This window comes from Wolbachia endosymbiont (group A) of Machimus atricapillus (assembly GCF_964027095.1).
In the GTDB taxonomy this organism is placed as follows: Bacteria; Pseudomonadota; Alphaproteobacteria; order Rickettsiales; family Anaplasmataceae; genus Wolbachia.
Genome location: NZ_OZ034727.1, coordinates 337,757 through 355,669, shown reverse-complemented (window position 1 = coordinate 355,669; position 17,913 = coordinate 337,757). Strand labels below are relative to the sequence as shown.

The following is a 17,913-nucleotide window of genomic DNA, read 5'->3' as shown; positions in this document are numbered from 1 at the left end:
ATAAAGCTAAAGGAAGTCAAGTCCAGCACTTATTCAGGAAACAATAGCTTAAAAAGAGACTTAGTGTTAAATTTCTAATAGATTACTTATAAAAATAAATCTTATGGAAAGCAGAGCTAAGGCTTGGTTCATTTGGCTGATCAGTAACTTGGTTGTTATATTCAGCAATATTCAGATAGTTTATACTTTTATAAGTGTGAATCTTGAAAAAGAACTTGGACTTACAATCGCGCAAGTTGCGCTAGCTAACTCAGTATATACTTGGACTTTTGCTATCTTACAATTTTTTAGTGGGGCAACGTTTAATGTTTTTTCCAGTAAAAAAATTTATTTTTTCTCGTTATCAACTATGATCTTGGGGTTTTTTGTCCTTATTAATAGTGATAATTTTTCCCATTTGATTTTATCTCAAGTATTGATTGCAACTGGAGCATCATTTGGTTTTATTGGTGCTGCTCATACAAGTAGCATATGTTTTTCCGTTGCCCAATTTGGATTAATGTTTTCACTAGTGCAGACAATTTCAAGTCTTTCCGCTTTGGTGATTCAAATGTTGTTCTCTAGCTTGCTTGCCGAAGGTGCAGATTGGAAGAATCTGATTGTATGCATAATACTATTTGGTGTGTTGATATTTGTACTTACGCTTTTTTGTCCAAACACACTTCCAGAAAGCAGTTCAGAAGAATGCACAATAAAAAGCTCTATAAGAACAGTAATGTGCTCTGTACTCACAGTGCTAAAATTAAGAGATATCTGGATAACTTCAGTGGTGGGTGCTATTACTTTTGGAACATTTTTAGCACTGAATACCTTGTGGGCTCCAAGGTTACTGAGCAACTCAGAACTTGATGCAGTGGAGTCAGGTGTAGCAACCGCAATATTATGGCTTGGTCTTGCAGTTGGTGCTCCAATTGCAGATCGAATCTCAAATCTATTTAAAAATAGAAGGCATGTAATCTCTGCTTTTGCTCTGTTACAAGGTATTTCAATGATTATTTTGTTGTGCAGCCACTTAACAGTCCACGTTGTGTACTTTTGTATGTTAATGTTCGGGTTTTTTGCGGGAGGACATATGCTTAATTTTACTGTCGGCAGCGAGATTGTGAAACGAAAATACATTAGCACATCATCATCCATTATCAATGGGTTTATGTTTATTGTCAGCGGAATTATAGTGTCAATGCTAGCACTTTTTACAGATCATCAAATGGCGCTTTTTGCAATATTTGTAATGTTGGCAGTTGCTAGTATTTTAAATTATGCTACAGAAGAGACATACCCTAAAAAATAAAGTAGCTGAATCTCGAGTCGATTGCTATATTATATTTACGTATTGTAATATTTATCAATAATGGATCACGTTACAACAAAAGACACAACAGTAACTAAGGCAACGATAGCTGAAAATATAAACCAAGAAATAGGATTATCAAAGGAAGACTCTGCTTCGATAATAGATGATATATTGAACGAAATAAAGACAAGCTTGGTAAAGGATGGAATAGTAAAAATATCGTCATTTGGAACATTCTTGGTTAAGAAAAAGAAGGAAAGACCAGGAAATATACCAAATACATCAGAGAAAGTGATGATTCAGGCAAGAAATTCAATTTCTTTTAGGCCTTCAAAAATTATAAAAAAATTAATCAATAATTAATGAATAAGGAAAAATTATTTTATACGATTGGGGAAGTAGCTGAAGAGCTACATTTGGAACAGCATGTTTTAAGATTTTGGGAAGGTCAATTTCATCAAATTAAGCCTACAAAGCGTAAAGGAAGAAGGCTATATGATCTTAAGTGTATAGAGGCCATAAAGAAAGTAAAATACATGCTATATGATAAAGGATATACAATAAAAGGAGTGCAAAAAGAATTTGGTAATGATATAAAAGTCAATCTTGATCCAAAGAATTTGTTGCAAGAACTTACCGATTTGAGGGATTATTTAACTAGTAAAATAAATAACGAGGAAAGTAACGAACAGGCGTGAAACACTACGTCTCGCTAAAATTTTGGAGTTTTGTGAGAGTTGATATATCTAAAATGTGGCATATAGCTTCATTTCTTATATTATTAGCAATATTAATAGGCTGTGGCCTGCAAAAACCTGCACCTGTGCTGCTTAAAGGCGAAGAATTTTACGGAAAAAGAGAGCTGGAATATACAAGAGAGTACCATTTAATTAGGGAGCCTTTAATAAAAAAAGAAAATAGAAAAGCCATCATAAACAGGATATACAAAGATAACAATAATGCACAAAACGTGGGGGTAAATTGCAAATTTGTAATGCCAGTTAAAGGTACAGTTATTTCAGCTACCTCTTCTGATGAAATGTGTAAGGATGGCATAAAAATTGCTGCTCAAAATGGAACGAATGTAGTTGCCTCTGCACCCGGCAAAGTTGTATATGTAGGCAAAGGGCTGAGATGGTATGGAAATTTAATTATAGTAGAACACAAAGATAATTACATGACTGTGTACTCCTATTTAAAAAACATACATGTTGAAATTGGTGATAAAGTAAAGCAAGGTCAAGTGATTGGATCTGCAGGTAAATCAAGCACACAAGATAAAGATCCACAGATGTGTTTCACAATACGGCATAATGGCCAAGCGGTTGATCCTTTGATGCATGTGAACTGTAATTGAATTTGGATTTATATGAAATATGATTTTAAAAGTGTTGAAAAATTTTATCAAGATAAATGGGATTTTTCTGTAAGCAAGAATAGTGAACAAGAGAAATGTTACGTATTGGAGATGTTTCCATATCCATCCGGTAAAATTCATATGGGGCACTTACGTAACTATGCAATAGGGGATGTGATAGCGCGTTACAAGAGAGCTCGTGGATTTGAGGTTTTGCATCCAATTGGCTGGGATGCGTTTGGATTACCAGCTGAAAATGCAGCAAGGGACAATAATATTAGCCCTGAAACATGGACAAAAGAGAATATAGATAATATGCGTACACAGTTGAAATCTATAGGTCTTTCTTATAATTGGGAGCGTGAACTCTCCACATGTGAGCCTGATTACTACAAACACGAACAAAAATTTTTCCTGGATTTTTTAAAGCATGGGCTTGCCTATCGAAAAGAGTCATGGGTTAACTGGGATCCAGTGGACCAAACAGTGCTTGCAAATGAACAGGTGGTTGATGGAAAAGGGTGGCGATCAGGTGCAGTTGTTGAAAAACGTAAGTTGTCCCAATGGTTTTTAAAGATTACTGATTTCGCTGAAGACTTACTCAAGTGCCTGCAAAGTTTGAAAAATTGGCCAGAAAAAGTCAAAACAATGCAGGAGCGTTGGATAGGAAAATCTGAAGGAGCAACTATAGAGTTTGAAGTAGTTGGCTTAAATAAGAAATTGAAGGTTTTTACAACTTATCCTCATACTTTATTTGGGGCTTCTTTTTGTGCAGTGGCAGCAGAGCACCCTATTGTGCAGGATTTAAAAAATAAAGAAATACAGGACTTTATCGATAACATAAAAACAAATGGGGAGAATGATGAAAAAATAGGAGTTTACACCGGATTAAACGTTAAGCATCCATTTCTTGATAAGGAATTGCTGCTTTACATAGCGAATTTTGTGTTGATGGAATATGGGGAAGGTGCGATTTTTGGTTGCCCTGCACATGATCAGCGTGATTTTGAATTTGCACAGAAATATAATTTGCCGATTATTCCCGTTATTTCTTCAGCCCACTTAGGTGTCATTCCAGCGCGTGACGCTGGAATCCAGAATTCTTACAATGGATCCCAGTGTCGAAGCACTGGGATGACAAAGGAGGCGTATACTGGCGATGGGGTAATGTTCAATTCTGAATTCTTAAACGGATTAACGGTAAGTAGAGCAAAGGAAGTAATCATTAAAAAGCTCAAAGAAAAAGGGATAGGTGAGAAAACAACAAACTATCGTTTACATGATTGGGGAATTTCGAGACAACGTTATTGGGGATGCCCTATACCTATAATATATTGTAAAGATTGTGGAACTGTGCAAGTGCCAGAAAAAGACCTTCCTGTAGTTCTACCTGCAGATGTAGAATTTACAAGTGGTGGCAATCCGCTGGATAAGCACCCAACTTGGAAGTTCGTTGATTGCCCAAAATGTGGAAAGCAAGCAGAGCGTGAAACTGATACATTCGACACCTTTTTTGAGTCTTCCTGGTATTTTGCTGCATTCTGTAGTGAAGATAAATCAATAGACAAAGATGCATGTAATCGTTTTATGCCTGTTGATTATTATATAGGTGGGATAGAACATGCAATTCTGCATTTGCTTTACTCACGATTTTTCTGCCGTGCTTTAACCAAATGTGGCTATTTTGCTATTAAAGAGCCTTTCTCTACTTTAATCACTCAAGGAATGGTCTGCCATGCAACTTATAAAGACGAAAATGGTAAGTGGCTATTTCCCGCAGAAGCAAAAGAGTTGATTGCACAAGGAGCTAAGGTTCAAGTGGGCAAAGTTGAAAAAATGAGCAAGTCGAAAAAGAACACAGTTGATCCAAATTTTATCATAGAAAAGTATGGTGCTGATACTGCTCGCTTGTTTGTGTTGTCCGACACTCCTCCAGAAAAAGATATGGAATGGTCCGATGATGGCGTGGAAGGTTGTTCTCGTTATGTAAATAAATTGTGGCGTATGGTCATGCAGCTGAGACCTGTAAATATACACTATGATAATGAAAGTATTACGGGTGGACTTCTAGAGTACAGAAAAAAAATTCATAAACTCTTACACGGACTTACAGATGACTTGGAAAACTGCAGATTAAACTGTGTAGTGGCAAAATTTCGTGAGATGACGAACTTAATAGCTGAAATAGATGTAAAAACTGGAAAATCTCTTATTGATGAAGGTATATGTATACTAATCAGAGTAATTGAACCGTTCATGCCACATCTAGCTGAAAGCCTATGGCAAGAAATAGGAGGTCAACCTTGGCCAAAAGCTGATGAATCATTATTAGTTGACGATACGGTAACTATAGCAGTGCAAATCAATGGAAAATTACGCACAACAATAAAGGTAGCAATTAACTTACCTCAAGAAGAATTGAAGAAAATAGCGATAGACTCTGTGTCCAGTAAGATCGGTCAAAGCAAAGTTCGCACTGTATATGCTGTACCAAATAAGATAGTAAATATAGTTATATAAAAAATCCGAGTGTATCTGTTCAGGCAATGGCGTCAACTTAAGGGAAAATATCAGTGATAGTGTATAAAATTTCTCTCTAAAATTTTTACTATTAAATTACCCAAAAGCTGCAATAAACAGCACTTTTGTTTCTGTTTTATAGTATTTTCAAAAGCGAATGATAAAGGTATAATATATTCTATACTGAGAATATGCACGAGCTCCAAGAGGAGAAAAAATATATGCTGATGTTCCAGGAAAAAAGCGGGAAAGAGTGAGTATAATAGGTGGATGGATTAAAAAGAAGTTTATTGCACCAATGACCTTCACAGGAGGGTGTAATAAAGATGTATTTAATGTATGGTTAGAGCGAACCACAATTGCAGCGTAATACAACCATAGTTATGGATAATGCTACATTCCATAAAACTCCCAAAACAAAGTCATTAATAGAGTCTTTTGGCTGTCATTTGCTTTATCTTCCAACATATTCACCTGATCTAAATCCGATAGAGCATTGTTGGCACATCATCAAAAGTCGCCTCAGACCTCTAATGCATCAATGTACAGACTTACACCTTTTAGTTGGTAATACCATTTTAGACGTTTATCATTCGTTTTAGAAAATACTATAACTGCTAACATTGTTTGCTTTTATGCCTTGCCTCAGGCAACATATCTTTGCTTAGAAAGAAAGCAATAGCTCTTGCATCATGCTTGTCTGTTTTGTGTATAGAGCGGCGCACAACTTCAAACTGTCCGGGAGCGACTATTACCACACGCTTAACGTAAGGTGAAACTGCATCATAAAAGAAACAGCTATTGCCTGTTGCTTCTATAGCCACTTTATCTGTTTCTTGAAGATTTTCGATAAAATTATCCAAGTCTTTTAAGCAAAACGTTTGAATATACTCTGGCTTCCCTTCTTGCAGATAACAAGCAGTAAAGCTATTAGTATAACTCCAATGTGACGCATTTTTTCCTCCAATTGCATATTTCAATATATCAGAGTACCGGTTGTTCCAAACTCCTATACGAGGTCATCACATTTTGTGAGCCTCGCCGGTGGCAGAATCTGGGTCACGAGGTCTTCTTCCTACACTCCATGTAAGAGAAGAAAGTGCCTCAAAAGAAGTACCAACCTGCCACCTATCCACTCTGAAAAGTTATTATCTTCTCTTGCTTTCAACCAAGCAATACTTATTCATATCATCTGGGTAAGGTCACAGTCATATAATAAAAGACCAAGGACGTAAGTATTTCTTTCCTTTTGCAGAAGAATATTGTCACTTATTTACTTAACAATTCAAAAAACTTGAAAGAATAAAGATAGCTATTGAAATTATCTTGATTTACATCAGTTATCCAAGTTTGACATTGAATACTTAACACTTCCTCTATTAACGCCTTTCTGTAATGTTTATCCAGATGAGACATTATATCATCAAGTAGAAGAAGTGGTGCCTTATTGTAATGAATACACCTTGCTTTTACACTGGATAAAATAATAGAAAGCAGTAATAACTTTTGTTCTCCAGTGGAGCACAGATTTATTGGTACGTTTCTTTTTTGACAAAAAACCCGAAAATTATCGTTATGCACACCAAGGGTTACTCTACCAGTCAATGAATCTTTTTCTCTGTTTTCCTTTAGACGATTCTGAAAATATTCTGCAGTATCGTCCAAAGTTAGCTGGCTGCTGAATTTCAAACTTGCCTTCGGAAAAAGCTTACTGGAATGGTTATCAATTGTATCTTGTAATATTTTTAAAACAGACGATCGCATATGTAAAATACTAACTGCATTAACGGCCATTATGTTTTCAAGACTAGAGAACCAGTTTTTGTTCAAAATGTTCTCCCTCAATAGTTTACTTCGCTCATGTTTAGCTTTTCTATATTTCATGTAGCAGCAAGTGTAATTTTCTTCAAACAGTGAAACTATACGGTCTAAAAATTTTAATCTGTCACTTGGAGAATTAAGAAGAACATAGTCCATTTGTGGAATCAGCCATATTACATTGGATATCTTATACAGAGATGAATAACTTGATTGCGTTTTTCCATCAATTTGTATTAGTTTCTTATCAAAACTCTTTGCGATACCAATTGAATTAAAATCCGTTCCATTAAAAAAATCATAGTGCACTACCCAATCTTCATTACTGAATCTATTTTGTATCTCACTGGCTTTTGCTTTTTTCATTCCATTGCTTTTAGCAAGCAACGAGATTGCTTCAAGTATATTAGTTTTACCAATACCATTTTCGCCAGTTATTACAACTGAGCTATCATCTGAATCCAGTTCAAAGTTTGAGTGGCTACGAAAATTATGTAATTTCAGCTTTTTTATGTAGCAATGGGTAGCCATTAACCTATTCTTTAGTTTACATTCTCCTTACTTCTTCCAGAACCTCATCAACATGCCCACTAACTTTTACATTTTTCCAGATCTTCACTACTTTACCTTTTTTATCTATTAAAAAAGTAGTGCGCTCTATTCCCATATACTTTTTGCCAAACATACTTTTCTCTACCCAAACACCATATTTTTCCAACATTTCAGCATTCTCATCAGAAACTAAGGAAAATGGCAGAGAATATTTTGCTTTGAAGTTAGCATGGCGCTTAACACTATCTTTTGATACACCAATTATCACTGTGTCAAGGGAAGAAAAATCATCTATTTTATCTCTAAAGCCTTTTGCCTCCATCCTACAACCCGGAGTATCGTCTTTAGGATAAAAATAAAGAACTACATTTTTTTTATCAAAAAATTCACTCAATGATAAATTTTCACCAGAATCTGTTGGTAAGCTAAAATCAGGTGCATTATTTCCTACTGCTAATTCCATACCTTGCTCCATTAATAACACTTTTATGGTATTATAGTAATATGGTGCATTATTTCCTACTGCTAATTCCATACCTCGCTCCATTAATACCACTTCTGTGGTATTATAGTAGTATGGTACATTATTTCCTACTGTTAATTCCATACTTTGCTCCATTGATAACACTTTTATCTATAGTAGTATATTGTAGTCAGAGTATCAAATTTTATATATAGCTAACAGATAAGATTCTTGATGGGGGCTTATTGATAAGTTTCTGCCTTGTATCTTGTAAAAAGCATCTAATGCTTTAAGCTTAAGCATTGTAAGTCATGCTCATTAGTTTCCTCATCTCTTATAGTATTGCTAGATATATAATTGGATTTCTTAGGAAACAAAATAAAATTTGAAATCACAATAAAGAAGACCTTCTTTAAATTAGTGTATCTGCCAGACTGTCTTGAGTAAACTTTACCAGCATATGCTTGTGCGCGTTTTTCAAAGCCCTTGTCGCGAGCGAGCTGCATTTCGACCACAAATGCAGCCTTGTAGAGAGGAGTATCATCACCATTGGTCTTAGCATTAATATCAGCCCCTTTTTCTACAAAATATTTCACTGCATTTAAATTACCTTGCTTGGCAGCTAAGTGTAAAGATGTGTTGCTATATTCCTCTATAACTTGCTCTTTTCCTGTTTCAGTAGACAAAATTTGTTTGAGATCATCTATAAAATCTTTTAAATCTTCTATATCACCTAAAAGTTCCCTGGCTGTTTCTAGAGTTTTCTCCTGTCCACGTTTTGTAACTAAGTACCGATTGACTACCTGTAAACCACGCTTCCAACCCAGTTTATCTACCAGCCGATATGCACGATACATAAGGACTACTGAGTAATATATACCTCTTCCCATATCTCGCTTTGAACGACTAAGTTTAACTGTATCATCTATTAGCCCACTTACCCCTACATCACTAATTTTATCACTAAGACTTTTTTGCTTTAAAGTGCTAGACCGTAACAACTGAATGGTATTATATCTTGTAGCTATTTTACCAGTTAACTGTTGCTGACCTATAACCATTTCACCCCCCTTAAGTGTAATTAGAAATTACCCTCACTGTAAAACTAAATGGTCGTAAACAATTTATGTAAATACTAAGTATAGCCTTGCTTATAACACGGATATTTTTAGTGTCAACAACTTTTTAAGTAAATTTTATACAGATCAGAAATTGAATAGAAAAAACAAAACACGTAAATTAGCCTGTAGGTTTATTTATCACTATTACTTCTGCTTTCTTTTTTACAGCTACTGTTTTTGCAATTTTATCATGAAAAAACTGCTTTCGTTTGTCAAATATTGCAGATACAAAAATTAGTATTATAGCTGTAAAAATTAAGTCTGATAAAGGTTCAGGCCACCATTTAGAAGTATACTTATCAAAAAATAATATATCCATAATGAATAAAGAACTCAATATGAAGCTAATAACTTCAAGAGAAACATACCTAATTGTTGCTTGCATTAGAGTAATATTGTTAAGTGTATTTGCATCTTTTATACGGATACAGCATAACAATTGCCCTAGAGTACCACTAAATCTTCTTGTTATGAATATTCCGAATACTATTGATAGCAAAAAAAATAAGCAAATGTATATGATTAATAGTTGAGATTTAGCAGGGTGAAAAATTATTTTTACAAAAGGAAAATAGACTAAAGAAATTCCCATAATAATAAGACGGTCAATAATATATGCTATAGCACGCCTAGTTATTCCCACATATACATAGTTTAATCTTGGATAGCATTCTTCAGACTTATGATCCATTACTACTGTTTTTGCAATTTTGTCGTAGAAAAGCTGCTTACGTTGATCAAATATTGCAGGTATTAGGATCAATATTGGTAAAATTAAAAACCACTCAGAAATATAGAGAGGTACAAACAAAAATGCCTTGAGAGTGCTTCTCATCACTACTTGCATTAAAGCAGCGTTTTTAAGTGTGCTTGCATCTTTTATGTATATACCAAGTAGCAATTTTCCTGGAGTCCAACCAAGTCTTGTTATCATTAATACTTCTAATGCTATATATACTAAACTTTCTAGTAATGTACCTAAGTCTTCTAATATTTCATATCGTTCTGATATAAGGCCTGTATCAATGTCAGGATCAAGAAAGAAATAATTAAAAAAGTTGGCAAGGAATTCTTCTGGTAATATAAATAAAATTAATGAAAGAAACGATGAACAGCAGACTAGGAATATCGTTTGGTCAACTATATATGCTGCAACGCGTTTATTAATTCCCGCATAGTTATCCATTTTTGTATCCAACACGATTGCCTAACATACCATACTAGCAGTTAAATAATAGTAAAATTGTACTCCTTGTCTTCTTCTTGCTTTCAACCAAGCAACTGGGTAAGTTGATCTATTTCATTTATTGGCACAATTTGCGTGTCTGCTTAAGAAAGTTCACAGAAATACTGTACATTTTTAATAAAATCACTCTGAAGCGTGCTTGATTTCAATACCCCATTCTGCTAGTACTCATGTCCTACTTGCCTTGAGTGCGTGCTTTTAACCCGAATTCTAGATTAGAAACAGTTTTTAGTTTGAAATCAAATCCTCATATTGCTTGCTAAGCTTGTATTTTCTTCCTCTGTTGGAAAAGTCTACAACCTCAATAAATCCCATTTCTACCCACTTTTTACAAAGCTGAGCACTGGTGCGAGGCTTAAAATTAAATAATTTGCCTACTTGACTAGCTGTAATCATGGAAAATTCCCCAAAGAGCTCAAGAGCCCTACGCTGTTTAGGATCAAGTTTACGTATAAGATCAGTCTGGTCAGTTCTGTGCCCTTCCTCGTTTATACGCTGTAAAACATTCTCAAATGCAATTGCCACACCTTCCACAAAATAATCTATCCACTTGGTAATATCTGCTTCAGCTCTTCCCATGTAATAGTTGTGCGATGGACCTATACTGATTGCTTCATAATACGCTCCTAGATTCTTGGCATAATATTCTTCCAATGAATAAAGTCCTTTTAGGTCATATCCACCAAGGTGTAAAATTAATGTAGTCAACAATCTTGCAGTACGACCATTACCGTCATAGTAAGGGTGAATTGTTACAAATTGATAATGCGCAATACCTGCAATAATTGGGCAAGGCACTTGCTCACTGTCACGAATCCAATCAATCATACTGCTCATGAGCTTTGGTACATCCTTTGCTTCAGGTGGCATATAAATTATTGCACGTGTACGGCTATCACGAATAACGTTTTGACCATCACGATAAGGTGTTGGTTTTATTTTAGATTTTCCACTTGCTATTACTAGAGCATGCAGTGTTTGAACAGCTTTCTCAGTAATGGGTATTCTCCTTGCTGCCCATTGTTCAATTCGAGTTAAGGCTGCATAATATCCTTTAACCTCATTTTCATCTCTCTTATACCTCGGAAAGTGACCTTTATGCTTTAAAATCTCTTCAATCTGTTTAGGCTCAAGTCGATTTCCTTCAATCATAGTAGAATAGTGTGTCGTATAGAGCCTTGCAGTTTCACGAAGAGATGAAAGCATTGATACAGTGAGTGGTAAATGTAACACTTTTTCCTTTGCTGCCTCAATTCTTATAAGGCAGCTAGCGATTTTGGAGGTAATTGTATAATTTGGTGTAAATTTTATCGGCATAATATCTGCATTACATTACTTCTATATTATGCTGATAAAATGCAGATAATGCAACATTTGCAAATCTAAATACTGTAGATTACTTTCTGGATAGTTGATCTATTTCATTTATTGGCACAAGTTTAACTTTTGCGTGTCTGCTGACCTGTATAACCCCTTAGCTGTTTGAGAGAGTTCACAGAAATACTGTACATTTTAAAAAAAATCACTCTGAAGCGTGCTTAATTTCAATAGCATCCACCCCATTCTGCTAATAAATCTATTTCGTGTCCCGTTCGGTCACGCCAAAAGTATAGATTGGCAGGTAATCCCTGATTGAGGCGCTTCTTGAAAATCTCCAAAACAATCAAATTTTCAAACAGAGCTCCTTTAAGGTAGTACTCCTTTTCAAGGCCAACAAGCAAGTCATAGAAGTATAACTTTGGCATCTTGATTAAACGCTTGTTGAAACTTTGGTGAAATGGTTGAAGAAAAAATATTAGGTAACTAGCTTCCAAAATATTCAGCCACTGCTGCATAGTTGTATGAGAAGTGCCACAATCTTGAGTAAGAGATAAGCTACTCGACCTAAGGTTTGCAATGTTTTTAAGTTGTCGAACGTCTCGCTCAATGTAGATAACTAGCCAGTGGATGCATGTTAAGGCCAGGACTTAAAAATAAATGTTTGTAGGCATCAGATAAACTGAAATGCCTATGCGCCCTGAAAGAGATATAGGGAAAATTTTGAGACCCTGTTAGTACACTTTGCAGGTTCTTAAAGATATCTCAGGATCAAAAATTGCGCCCTTTAGCTAGAAATGCCCTATGAAAACGAGATTCTTCTAAAGATACGTACATGTTTTGTAATAGTTGTTTTACCAGACTCTGTAATGTCCAAAGCAGTTAGAAAATCTTTCTAAAACTGGGGTTATAGAACGTAAATACATAAATTGAATTTTATAGTTTCAATATGCAAGAATACTATAAAAGGTTAAAGATGGCAACACTTACACGAACATTTGCTCGCTGAACTTTCTACAAAAACATAGTTGATTGGAATTAAGTCGATAAACAACTCAACGTCCATCGACCCTGAGCCCTCCTTCCTGATCCATTCTCTACCTTAAACCGGAGGCTCCTCAAACTCTAAATCTTGTTTTCGTCGCCTCTCCCCTAATTATATACTATATTATATATAAAATATAATATAGTATATAATTTATAGGGGGGGTAGCCAAAAAAATGAGTTATTTTTGAGCTGAGCAAAGCCACCTAAGGTAGAGAATGGATCAGGAAGGAGGGCTGTATAATATATATAATCTTTATGATTTTCTGTATAATTTACTTATGTAACTTGATAAAAAAGGAGGGTAAAATTTATTGAAAAATATATTTATTGATTATCTTCAAAGCCTTCTCGTAAATGGTGTCTCTATGTCCTATTGCAACGATAGTTACTTCATATTTCACAGTGTTTACATGATATATAATACGGAACTCTTAGTCTTCTAAACCCTTTAAAGCTATAGTGTAAAGGCTCACCAAGATTCACTGGATCGACCGTAAGCCGTTCCTGTATTGCTTTATTTACTCTTGATTCTATTGTTACCGGTAAAGCTGGAAGATCTTTTTCAGTAACATTCTTTAAAAATTTAATTTTGTAATGCTTTATTTCCACTTGGCGTCTTTATGATCAACATCTCCACTTAACGTCTTCGTAATCAACTGTTTCTGCACTTTCAATATCATATTGATCAGCAACCACAGATAATAAAAAGTCATCCATTTCAAGTTCAATTGCTTCTCCGAGTAGTTTCTCTGCTAATTCTTGAGCAGGCTGCTTAGTAAGTTCAGATAACTTAGTAAGATTCTGCAAAATTTCTTTACTGAGAGCTATGTTAGCGTTTGCCATATGTTTTACCAAAATCTACTACTGTAATAATTATACAACATTTTTCTAAATTTTTCAATAAAGAAAGGAAGTAGGGCTGTATAGAAATACATTTTGTTTTTATAGAATATCTTCTATAATTTCTGTATGTAATAGTTTTTAGGTATGACTATGAATGAAGACAAAGAGCATTTAATATTTGTGATTGGAGCATCATTAGTAGGCCCTGCAATAGGGGCACTTACAGGTTTGGGATTAAGTGTCACAGCTTTTTCACCTTTAGCCATAGGTGGAATTGTTGGTTCTATAATTCCAGCAGCGGCTATATTTTTTTTTGCAGGATGTTTGCTGTGCAAATCTGATGGAATAGATTCTAAAAGAGGTTGTACAGTTTTCAGTATTGCAGCACCCATAAGCGCTGCAATTGGAGTTGGTCTTGCTGCAGCTGCAACTGCTATTTCTCCTGGTATAATGCTTGGAGCCGGATCTGCAGTTTTAGCAGGTGCAACAATAGGAGCAATAGCAGTAATAGCGCCAATTGCAGGGTTCCTTATAGCTGACAAAGTGAACGATTATATTATCTCTCCTATAGTTGAGCACTTTTCTTCAAAAGGGAAGGAAGAAAGTTTAAGCTAATCAAGTAAGGTTTCTGTTATTCCAGTGTGTAACATTGGAATAACAAGATTTGACATTAACCGTTGATAATCGGAATATTAGTAGAGTAGAATTACTCAAAAAAGCATGCATAAATATGACGTAGTAGTAGTAGGTGGTGGTCATGCAGGGTGCGAAGCTGCTGCTGCGGCAGCTCGCCTTGGTGCAAACACGCTGCTTATAACTCATAAAATTTCAACTATAGGAGAAATGTCCTGCAATCCAGCAATTGGAGGAGTTGCAAAGGGTGTTGTAGTCAGGGAAGTTGACGCTCTTGATGGAATAATGGGAAGAGCAATCGATCAAGCAAGCATACACTCAGTCATTTTAAATAGCAGCAGAGGTGCAGCAGTATGGGGACCACGTGCACAGGCAGACCGAAAATTATATAAGCAGGCAATACAGGAAATTATTCTAAATTATAACAATTTGACGGTAAAAGAAGAGTCAGTTGACAATTTTCTTATAGAAAGTAATGGCAATGGAGAACCGTGCATTAAAGCTGTAATGATAAGCTCAGGTGAACGTATATCAACAAGTAAAGTCGTTCTAACTACAGGGACTTTTCTGCGGGGTGTGATTCATATAGGAGAGCAAACAACTCCTTCAGGAAGAATGGGAGATAAGTCTGCAGTAGAACTTGCAAATACGTTGAAGAAGTATGATTTTAGATTAGGTAGACTGCGTACCGGAACTCCACCAAGGCTTGATCGTAATACTATAAACTGGTCAATATTGCAAGAACAAGTGGGTGATAACCCACCTGTGCCGTTTTCTTATCTCACAGAAAAAATTAACCAACCTCAGGTATCATGCTTTATTACCCATACTAATGAAAATACGCATAAAATAATTAGAGAAAATCTTCATAGGTCAGCTTCTTCGTATTTGGATGACATTGTTGCACCAAGATACTGCCCATCCATTGAAGTTAAAGTTAATAAATTTGCAGAAAAAAGTAGTCACCAAATATTTTTAGAACCAGAAGGGCTGGATGATGATACTGTATACCCAAACGGAATTTCAAATTCATTGCCTGTTGAAGTGCAAAATGAAATGATAAAGAGTATCAAAGGACTTGAAAACGCAGAAATATTGAGGTCTGGATATGCAGTTGAGTATGACTATATTGATCCACGAGAACTAAGCCATACTCTTGAAACTAAGAAAATTAAAGGTCTATATTTTGCTGGCCAAATTAATGGCACCACTGGATATGAAGAAGCAGCAGGGCAAGGAATTATCGCCGGAATTAATGCAGCACTCTCTGTATCTGAAAAAAAAGAAAGCTTTGTTCTTCACCGCACAGATTCATATATCGGTGTAATGATAGATGATTTGGTCACCAAAGGGGTGATCGAGCCTTACAGATTATTTACCTCACGTGCAGAATATAGGCTAGCTATCAGGTCAGACAATGCGGATAGAAGATTAACACAAAAAGGTTATGATATTTCCCTTGTGTCGCATGAGAGATACTCTGTTTTACAGAATAAACTTGAATCCATTAAGCAGCTTGAAGAGAAGTTAGGGAGTCTGACGATTACTCCTGAGCAGCTTAGATCTTATGGTATTAAAATATCTTATGATGGGATAAGAAAAACGGCATTAGATTTACTTAGCTATCCAAACATCGACTGGAATAAATTACAAGAAATATGGCCGGAGTTAAGCAGCGTCACGCGCTGGAATGACAAAATGGGACACACCAAAGCGGATAATAGAGCTAAGAATGAAATATGCGAAGCAGTTGAAATTGAAGCAAAATACAAACCTTATCTAATAAGACAAGAAGCAGATATGAAGTTTTTACGAGAGGAAATTAACACTCAAATTCCAATTGATTTTAACTATTCACAAGTTAAAGGCCTGTCAAGTGAAGTAATAGAAAAGTTGGAGACGATAAAACCAGCGACGATTGGCATTGCAAAGCAAATACAAGGCATCACTCCCGCAGCGATAGTGAGCATATTAGTGTACCTTAGGAATAAGAAAACGAAAGTAGCTGCTAGTTTTGCGTGAGGTATATGTCAAAAATCGAAGAATTTCGTTCTTTTATGTGTGAAACAAATGTTGACGCATTTATGTTGCATACTAAAGATGAATATTTAAATGAGTATTCAGAGGAGCTAACAAAGCTGTGTGGCTTTACAGGAACAAATGGGCTACTTATCGTTACAAAAGACAACAAGTGCCCATTTTTTACGGATGGACGCTATATCACACAAGCTCGCAATCAGCTCGATCGGGGCAATTTTCAAGTATATAATATACAAGAAGAGGATCCACGCGAATGGGTAAAAGCAAACTTAACATTGACCACCTCACTAGGTTACTATTTGCAATATTTTACCATAGAAGATATAAGAAAGTATGAGAATATCTGTAAATTAATACCCTGTTTAGCTGGAAAAAAAGTGACTATCGAAAACAAGCAGTGGTTTTACATTCTATTAAATATGCTGGTGAAAGTAGCAAGAATAAATGTGAAAAAGTCGCTAAAAGCATAGATAAAGAAGCTGAAGCAGTGCTTTTAACTGATCCAAATTCAATTTCATGGCTATTAAATTTAAGAAATGAAAATGCCAAATATACTCCATGTATATTGGGCCGTGCTATATTGTATAAAAGCGGTAATGTTGATTTGTTTATTCAAGATAAAGAACATTCAACTATAGAAGCAAATTTAGGCAATCATATAAATATTTTTGATATTAGTGAGCTAGAAAATTCGCTGCACAGGCTAAATTCAATAGTTATAGATCCAAACACAACTCCAATGAGTATCATGGCTGTAATAAAAGATAAACAGGTAGCTGAAAGAGAAGATCCTTGTCTAATTTATAAAGCAGTAAAAAACCAAACTGAAATAGCTGGGGCTATAAATGCGCATATCAGAGATGGAGTGGCAGTTACAAACTTTCTACATTGGCTTGAAAGTAATGTTGGTACAGAACTTGAAGCTGAAGAAAAGATTTTAGAATACAGAAAAGAACAGAATTTGTTTAAGCAACCAAGTTTTCCAACAATTTCCGCATTTAATGAAAATGGTGCAATAATTCACTATCGTGCAAGCAGTAAGACGAATAAGGTAATTCAGAAAAGTGGACTATATTTGATTGACTCTGGTGGCCAATACCTTAATGGCACAACTGATGTGACAAGAACTGTAGTGGTTGGTAATCCGACTAGTGAGCAAATAACCCACTATACAATAGTATTGAAAGCTCACATTGCTGTAGCAAGTGTCATCTTTCCTTCTGGCACTACTGGTGGAGAATTGGATATATTGGCACGTACGCATTTATGGAAATTTGGAATGGAGTATATGCATGGTACAGGGCATGGAGTAGGAAGTTACCTATCAGTACATGAAGGACCACAAGCAATATCAAAGGGCAATAAAGTGAAACTCACGCCAGGAATGATACTTTCCAACGAACCTGGTTATTACATTCCGGGAGAGTATGGAATAAGAATTGAAAATCTGATGTATGTCGACAGACAAGAAAATAGCTTTTTACATTTCAAACAACTGACCTTCATTCCATATGATAGAAGGCTAATAGATGTGCAAATGCTTACTAAAGATGAAATTGAATGGATAAATAGCTATCATCAATTTGTCTATGAAAACTTAGAAAATAGCGTAAAAGATAAGGAATGGTTAAAGAAGGTATGTGACCATTTGTAAGCAAAGG

General features: G+C 35.4%; 14 protein-coding genes and 5 pseudogenes. 9 read left to right on the top strand and 10 right to left on the bottom strand.

The features are described from left to right. The first annotated feature begins 103 nt into the window (after positions 1-103). The 6 genes and pseudogenes from AAGD68_RS01775 (at position 104) to AAGD68_RS06750 (ending at position 5,773) form a co-directional block, all read left to right on the top strand. Entirely contained in the window at positions 104-1,291 is a 1,188-nt protein-coding gene (locus AAGD68_RS01775) for an MFS transporter (RefSeq protein WP_253307243.1), read from the top strand. A 60-nt stretch (positions 1,292-1,351) separates the two neighbouring features. After that, entirely contained in the window at positions 1,352-1,657 is a 306-nt protein-coding gene (locus AAGD68_RS01770) for an integration host factor subunit alpha (protein WP_253307244.1), read from the top strand. Then, positions 1,657-1,992 carry a MerR family transcriptional regulator gene (locus tag AAGD68_RS01765; protein WP_253307245.1) on the top strand — a complete coding sequence of 112 codons (336 nt, stop codon included), beginning with the start codon at positions 1,657-1,659 and terminating at the stop codon, positions 1,990-1,992. The genes AAGD68_RS01770 and AAGD68_RS01765 overlap by 1 nt, the downstream gene beginning before the upstream one ends. A 53-nt stretch (positions 1,993-2,045) precedes the next feature. Continuing rightward, entirely contained in the window at positions 2,046-2,651 is a 606-nt protein-coding gene (locus tag AAGD68_RS01760) for a murein hydrolase activator EnvC family protein (protein ID WP_253310003.1), read from the top strand. A 12-nt stretch (positions 2,652-2,663) separates the two neighbouring features. Beyond that, positions 2,664-5,171 (top strand): leucine--tRNA ligase, encoded by a 2,508-nt coding sequence (leuS, locus tag AAGD68_RS01755; protein ID WP_265045345.1) that lies wholly within the window; start codon positions 2,664-2,666, stop codon positions 5,169-5,171. 217 nt (positions 5,172-5,388) lie between these two features. Then, positions 5,389-5,773, top strand: a pseudogene (locus AAGD68_RS06750) (transposase). Positions 5,774-5,791: 18 nt separating this feature from the next. On the opposite strand, the pseudogene AAGD68_RS01750 reads toward AAGD68_RS06750, so the two are convergent. The 10 genes and pseudogenes from AAGD68_RS01750 to AAGD68_RS01705 form a co-directional block, all read right to left on the bottom strand. Continuing rightward, positions 5,792-6,139, bottom strand: a pseudogene (locus AAGD68_RS01750) (IS110 family transposase); the annotation flags it as partial. A gap of 301 nt (positions 6,140-6,440) precedes the next feature. Further along, a complete protein-coding gene (gene recF, locus AAGD68_RS01745; RefSeq protein ID WP_264328634.1) occupies positions 6,441-7,520 on the bottom strand; it encodes a DNA replication/repair protein RecF in 1,080 nt (359 codons plus the stop codon). Positions 7,521-7,536: 16 nt separating this feature from the next. After that, a complete protein-coding gene (gene bcp / locus AAGD68_RS01740) occupies positions 7,537-8,004 on the bottom strand; it encodes a thioredoxin-dependent thiol peroxidase (RefSeq protein ID WP_264688477.1) in 468 nt (155 codons plus the stop codon). Between the two features lie 302 nt (positions 8,005-8,306). Next, a pseudogene (locus tag AAGD68_RS01735) lies at positions 8,307-8,522 on the bottom strand (PD-(D/E)XK nuclease family transposase); the annotation flags it as partial. 51 nt (positions 8,523-8,573) lie between these two features. Beyond that, a pseudogene (locus tag AAGD68_RS01730) lies at positions 8,574-8,861 on the bottom strand (ankyrin repeat domain-containing protein); the annotation flags it as partial. Positions 8,862-9,243: 382 nt separating this feature from the next. Further along, on the bottom strand, positions 9,244-10,311 hold the full coding sequence (locus tag AAGD68_RS01725) for an RDD family protein (RefSeq protein ID WP_253309130.1): 1,068 nt from the start codon (positions 10,309-10,311) through the stop codon (positions 9,244-9,246). Positions 10,312-10,599: 288 nt separating this feature from the next. After that, positions 10,600-11,688 carry a Fic family protein gene (locus AAGD68_RS01720; protein ID WP_253309131.1) on the bottom strand — a complete coding sequence of 363 codons (1,089 nt, stop codon included), beginning with the start codon at positions 11,686-11,688 and terminating at the stop codon, positions 10,600-10,602. Positions 11,689-11,915: 227 nt separating this feature from the next. Next, a complete protein-coding gene (locus AAGD68_RS01715) occupies positions 11,916-12,206 on the bottom strand; it encodes a DUF4143 domain-containing protein (protein WP_406829296.1) in 291 nt (96 codons plus the stop codon). Positions 12,207-13,126: 920 nt separating this feature from the next. After that, on the bottom strand, positions 13,127-13,345 hold the full coding sequence (locus AAGD68_RS01710) for a type II toxin-antitoxin system RelE family toxin (RefSeq protein ID WP_253309132.1): 219 nt from the start codon (positions 13,343-13,345) through the stop codon (positions 13,127-13,129). A 15-nt stretch (positions 13,346-13,360) separates the two neighbouring features. Then, the gene (locus AAGD68_RS01705) at positions 13,361-13,579 is read right to left on the bottom strand and encodes a hypothetical protein (RefSeq protein WP_253309133.1); all 219 of its coding nucleotides are present in this window, start codon (positions 13,577-13,579) and stop codon (positions 13,361-13,363) included. A 150-nt stretch (positions 13,580-13,729) separates the two neighbouring features. On the opposite strand from AAGD68_RS01705, the gene AAGD68_RS01700 reads away from it, so the two are divergent. The 3 genes and pseudogenes from AAGD68_RS01700 (at position 13,730) to AAGD68_RS01690 (ending at position 17,906) form a co-directional block, all read left to right on the top strand. Next, positions 13,730-14,194: a hypothetical protein gene (locus tag AAGD68_RS01700; RefSeq protein WP_253309134.1), complete on the top strand. Its 465-nt coding sequence runs from the start codon at positions 13,730-13,732 to the stop codon at positions 14,192-14,194. 105 nt (positions 14,195-14,299) lie between these two features. Continuing rightward, positions 14,300-16,234: a tRNA uridine-5-carboxymethylaminomethyl(34) synthesis enzyme MnmG gene (gene mnmG, locus AAGD68_RS01695; RefSeq protein WP_265045344.1), complete on the top strand. Its 1,935-nt coding sequence runs from the start codon at positions 14,300-14,302 to the stop codon at positions 16,232-16,234. A 5-nt stretch (positions 16,235-16,239) separates the two neighbouring features. Beyond that, positions 16,240-17,906, top strand: a pseudogene (locus AAGD68_RS01690) (M24 family metallopeptidase). Positions 17,907-17,913: the final 7 nt, after the last annotated feature.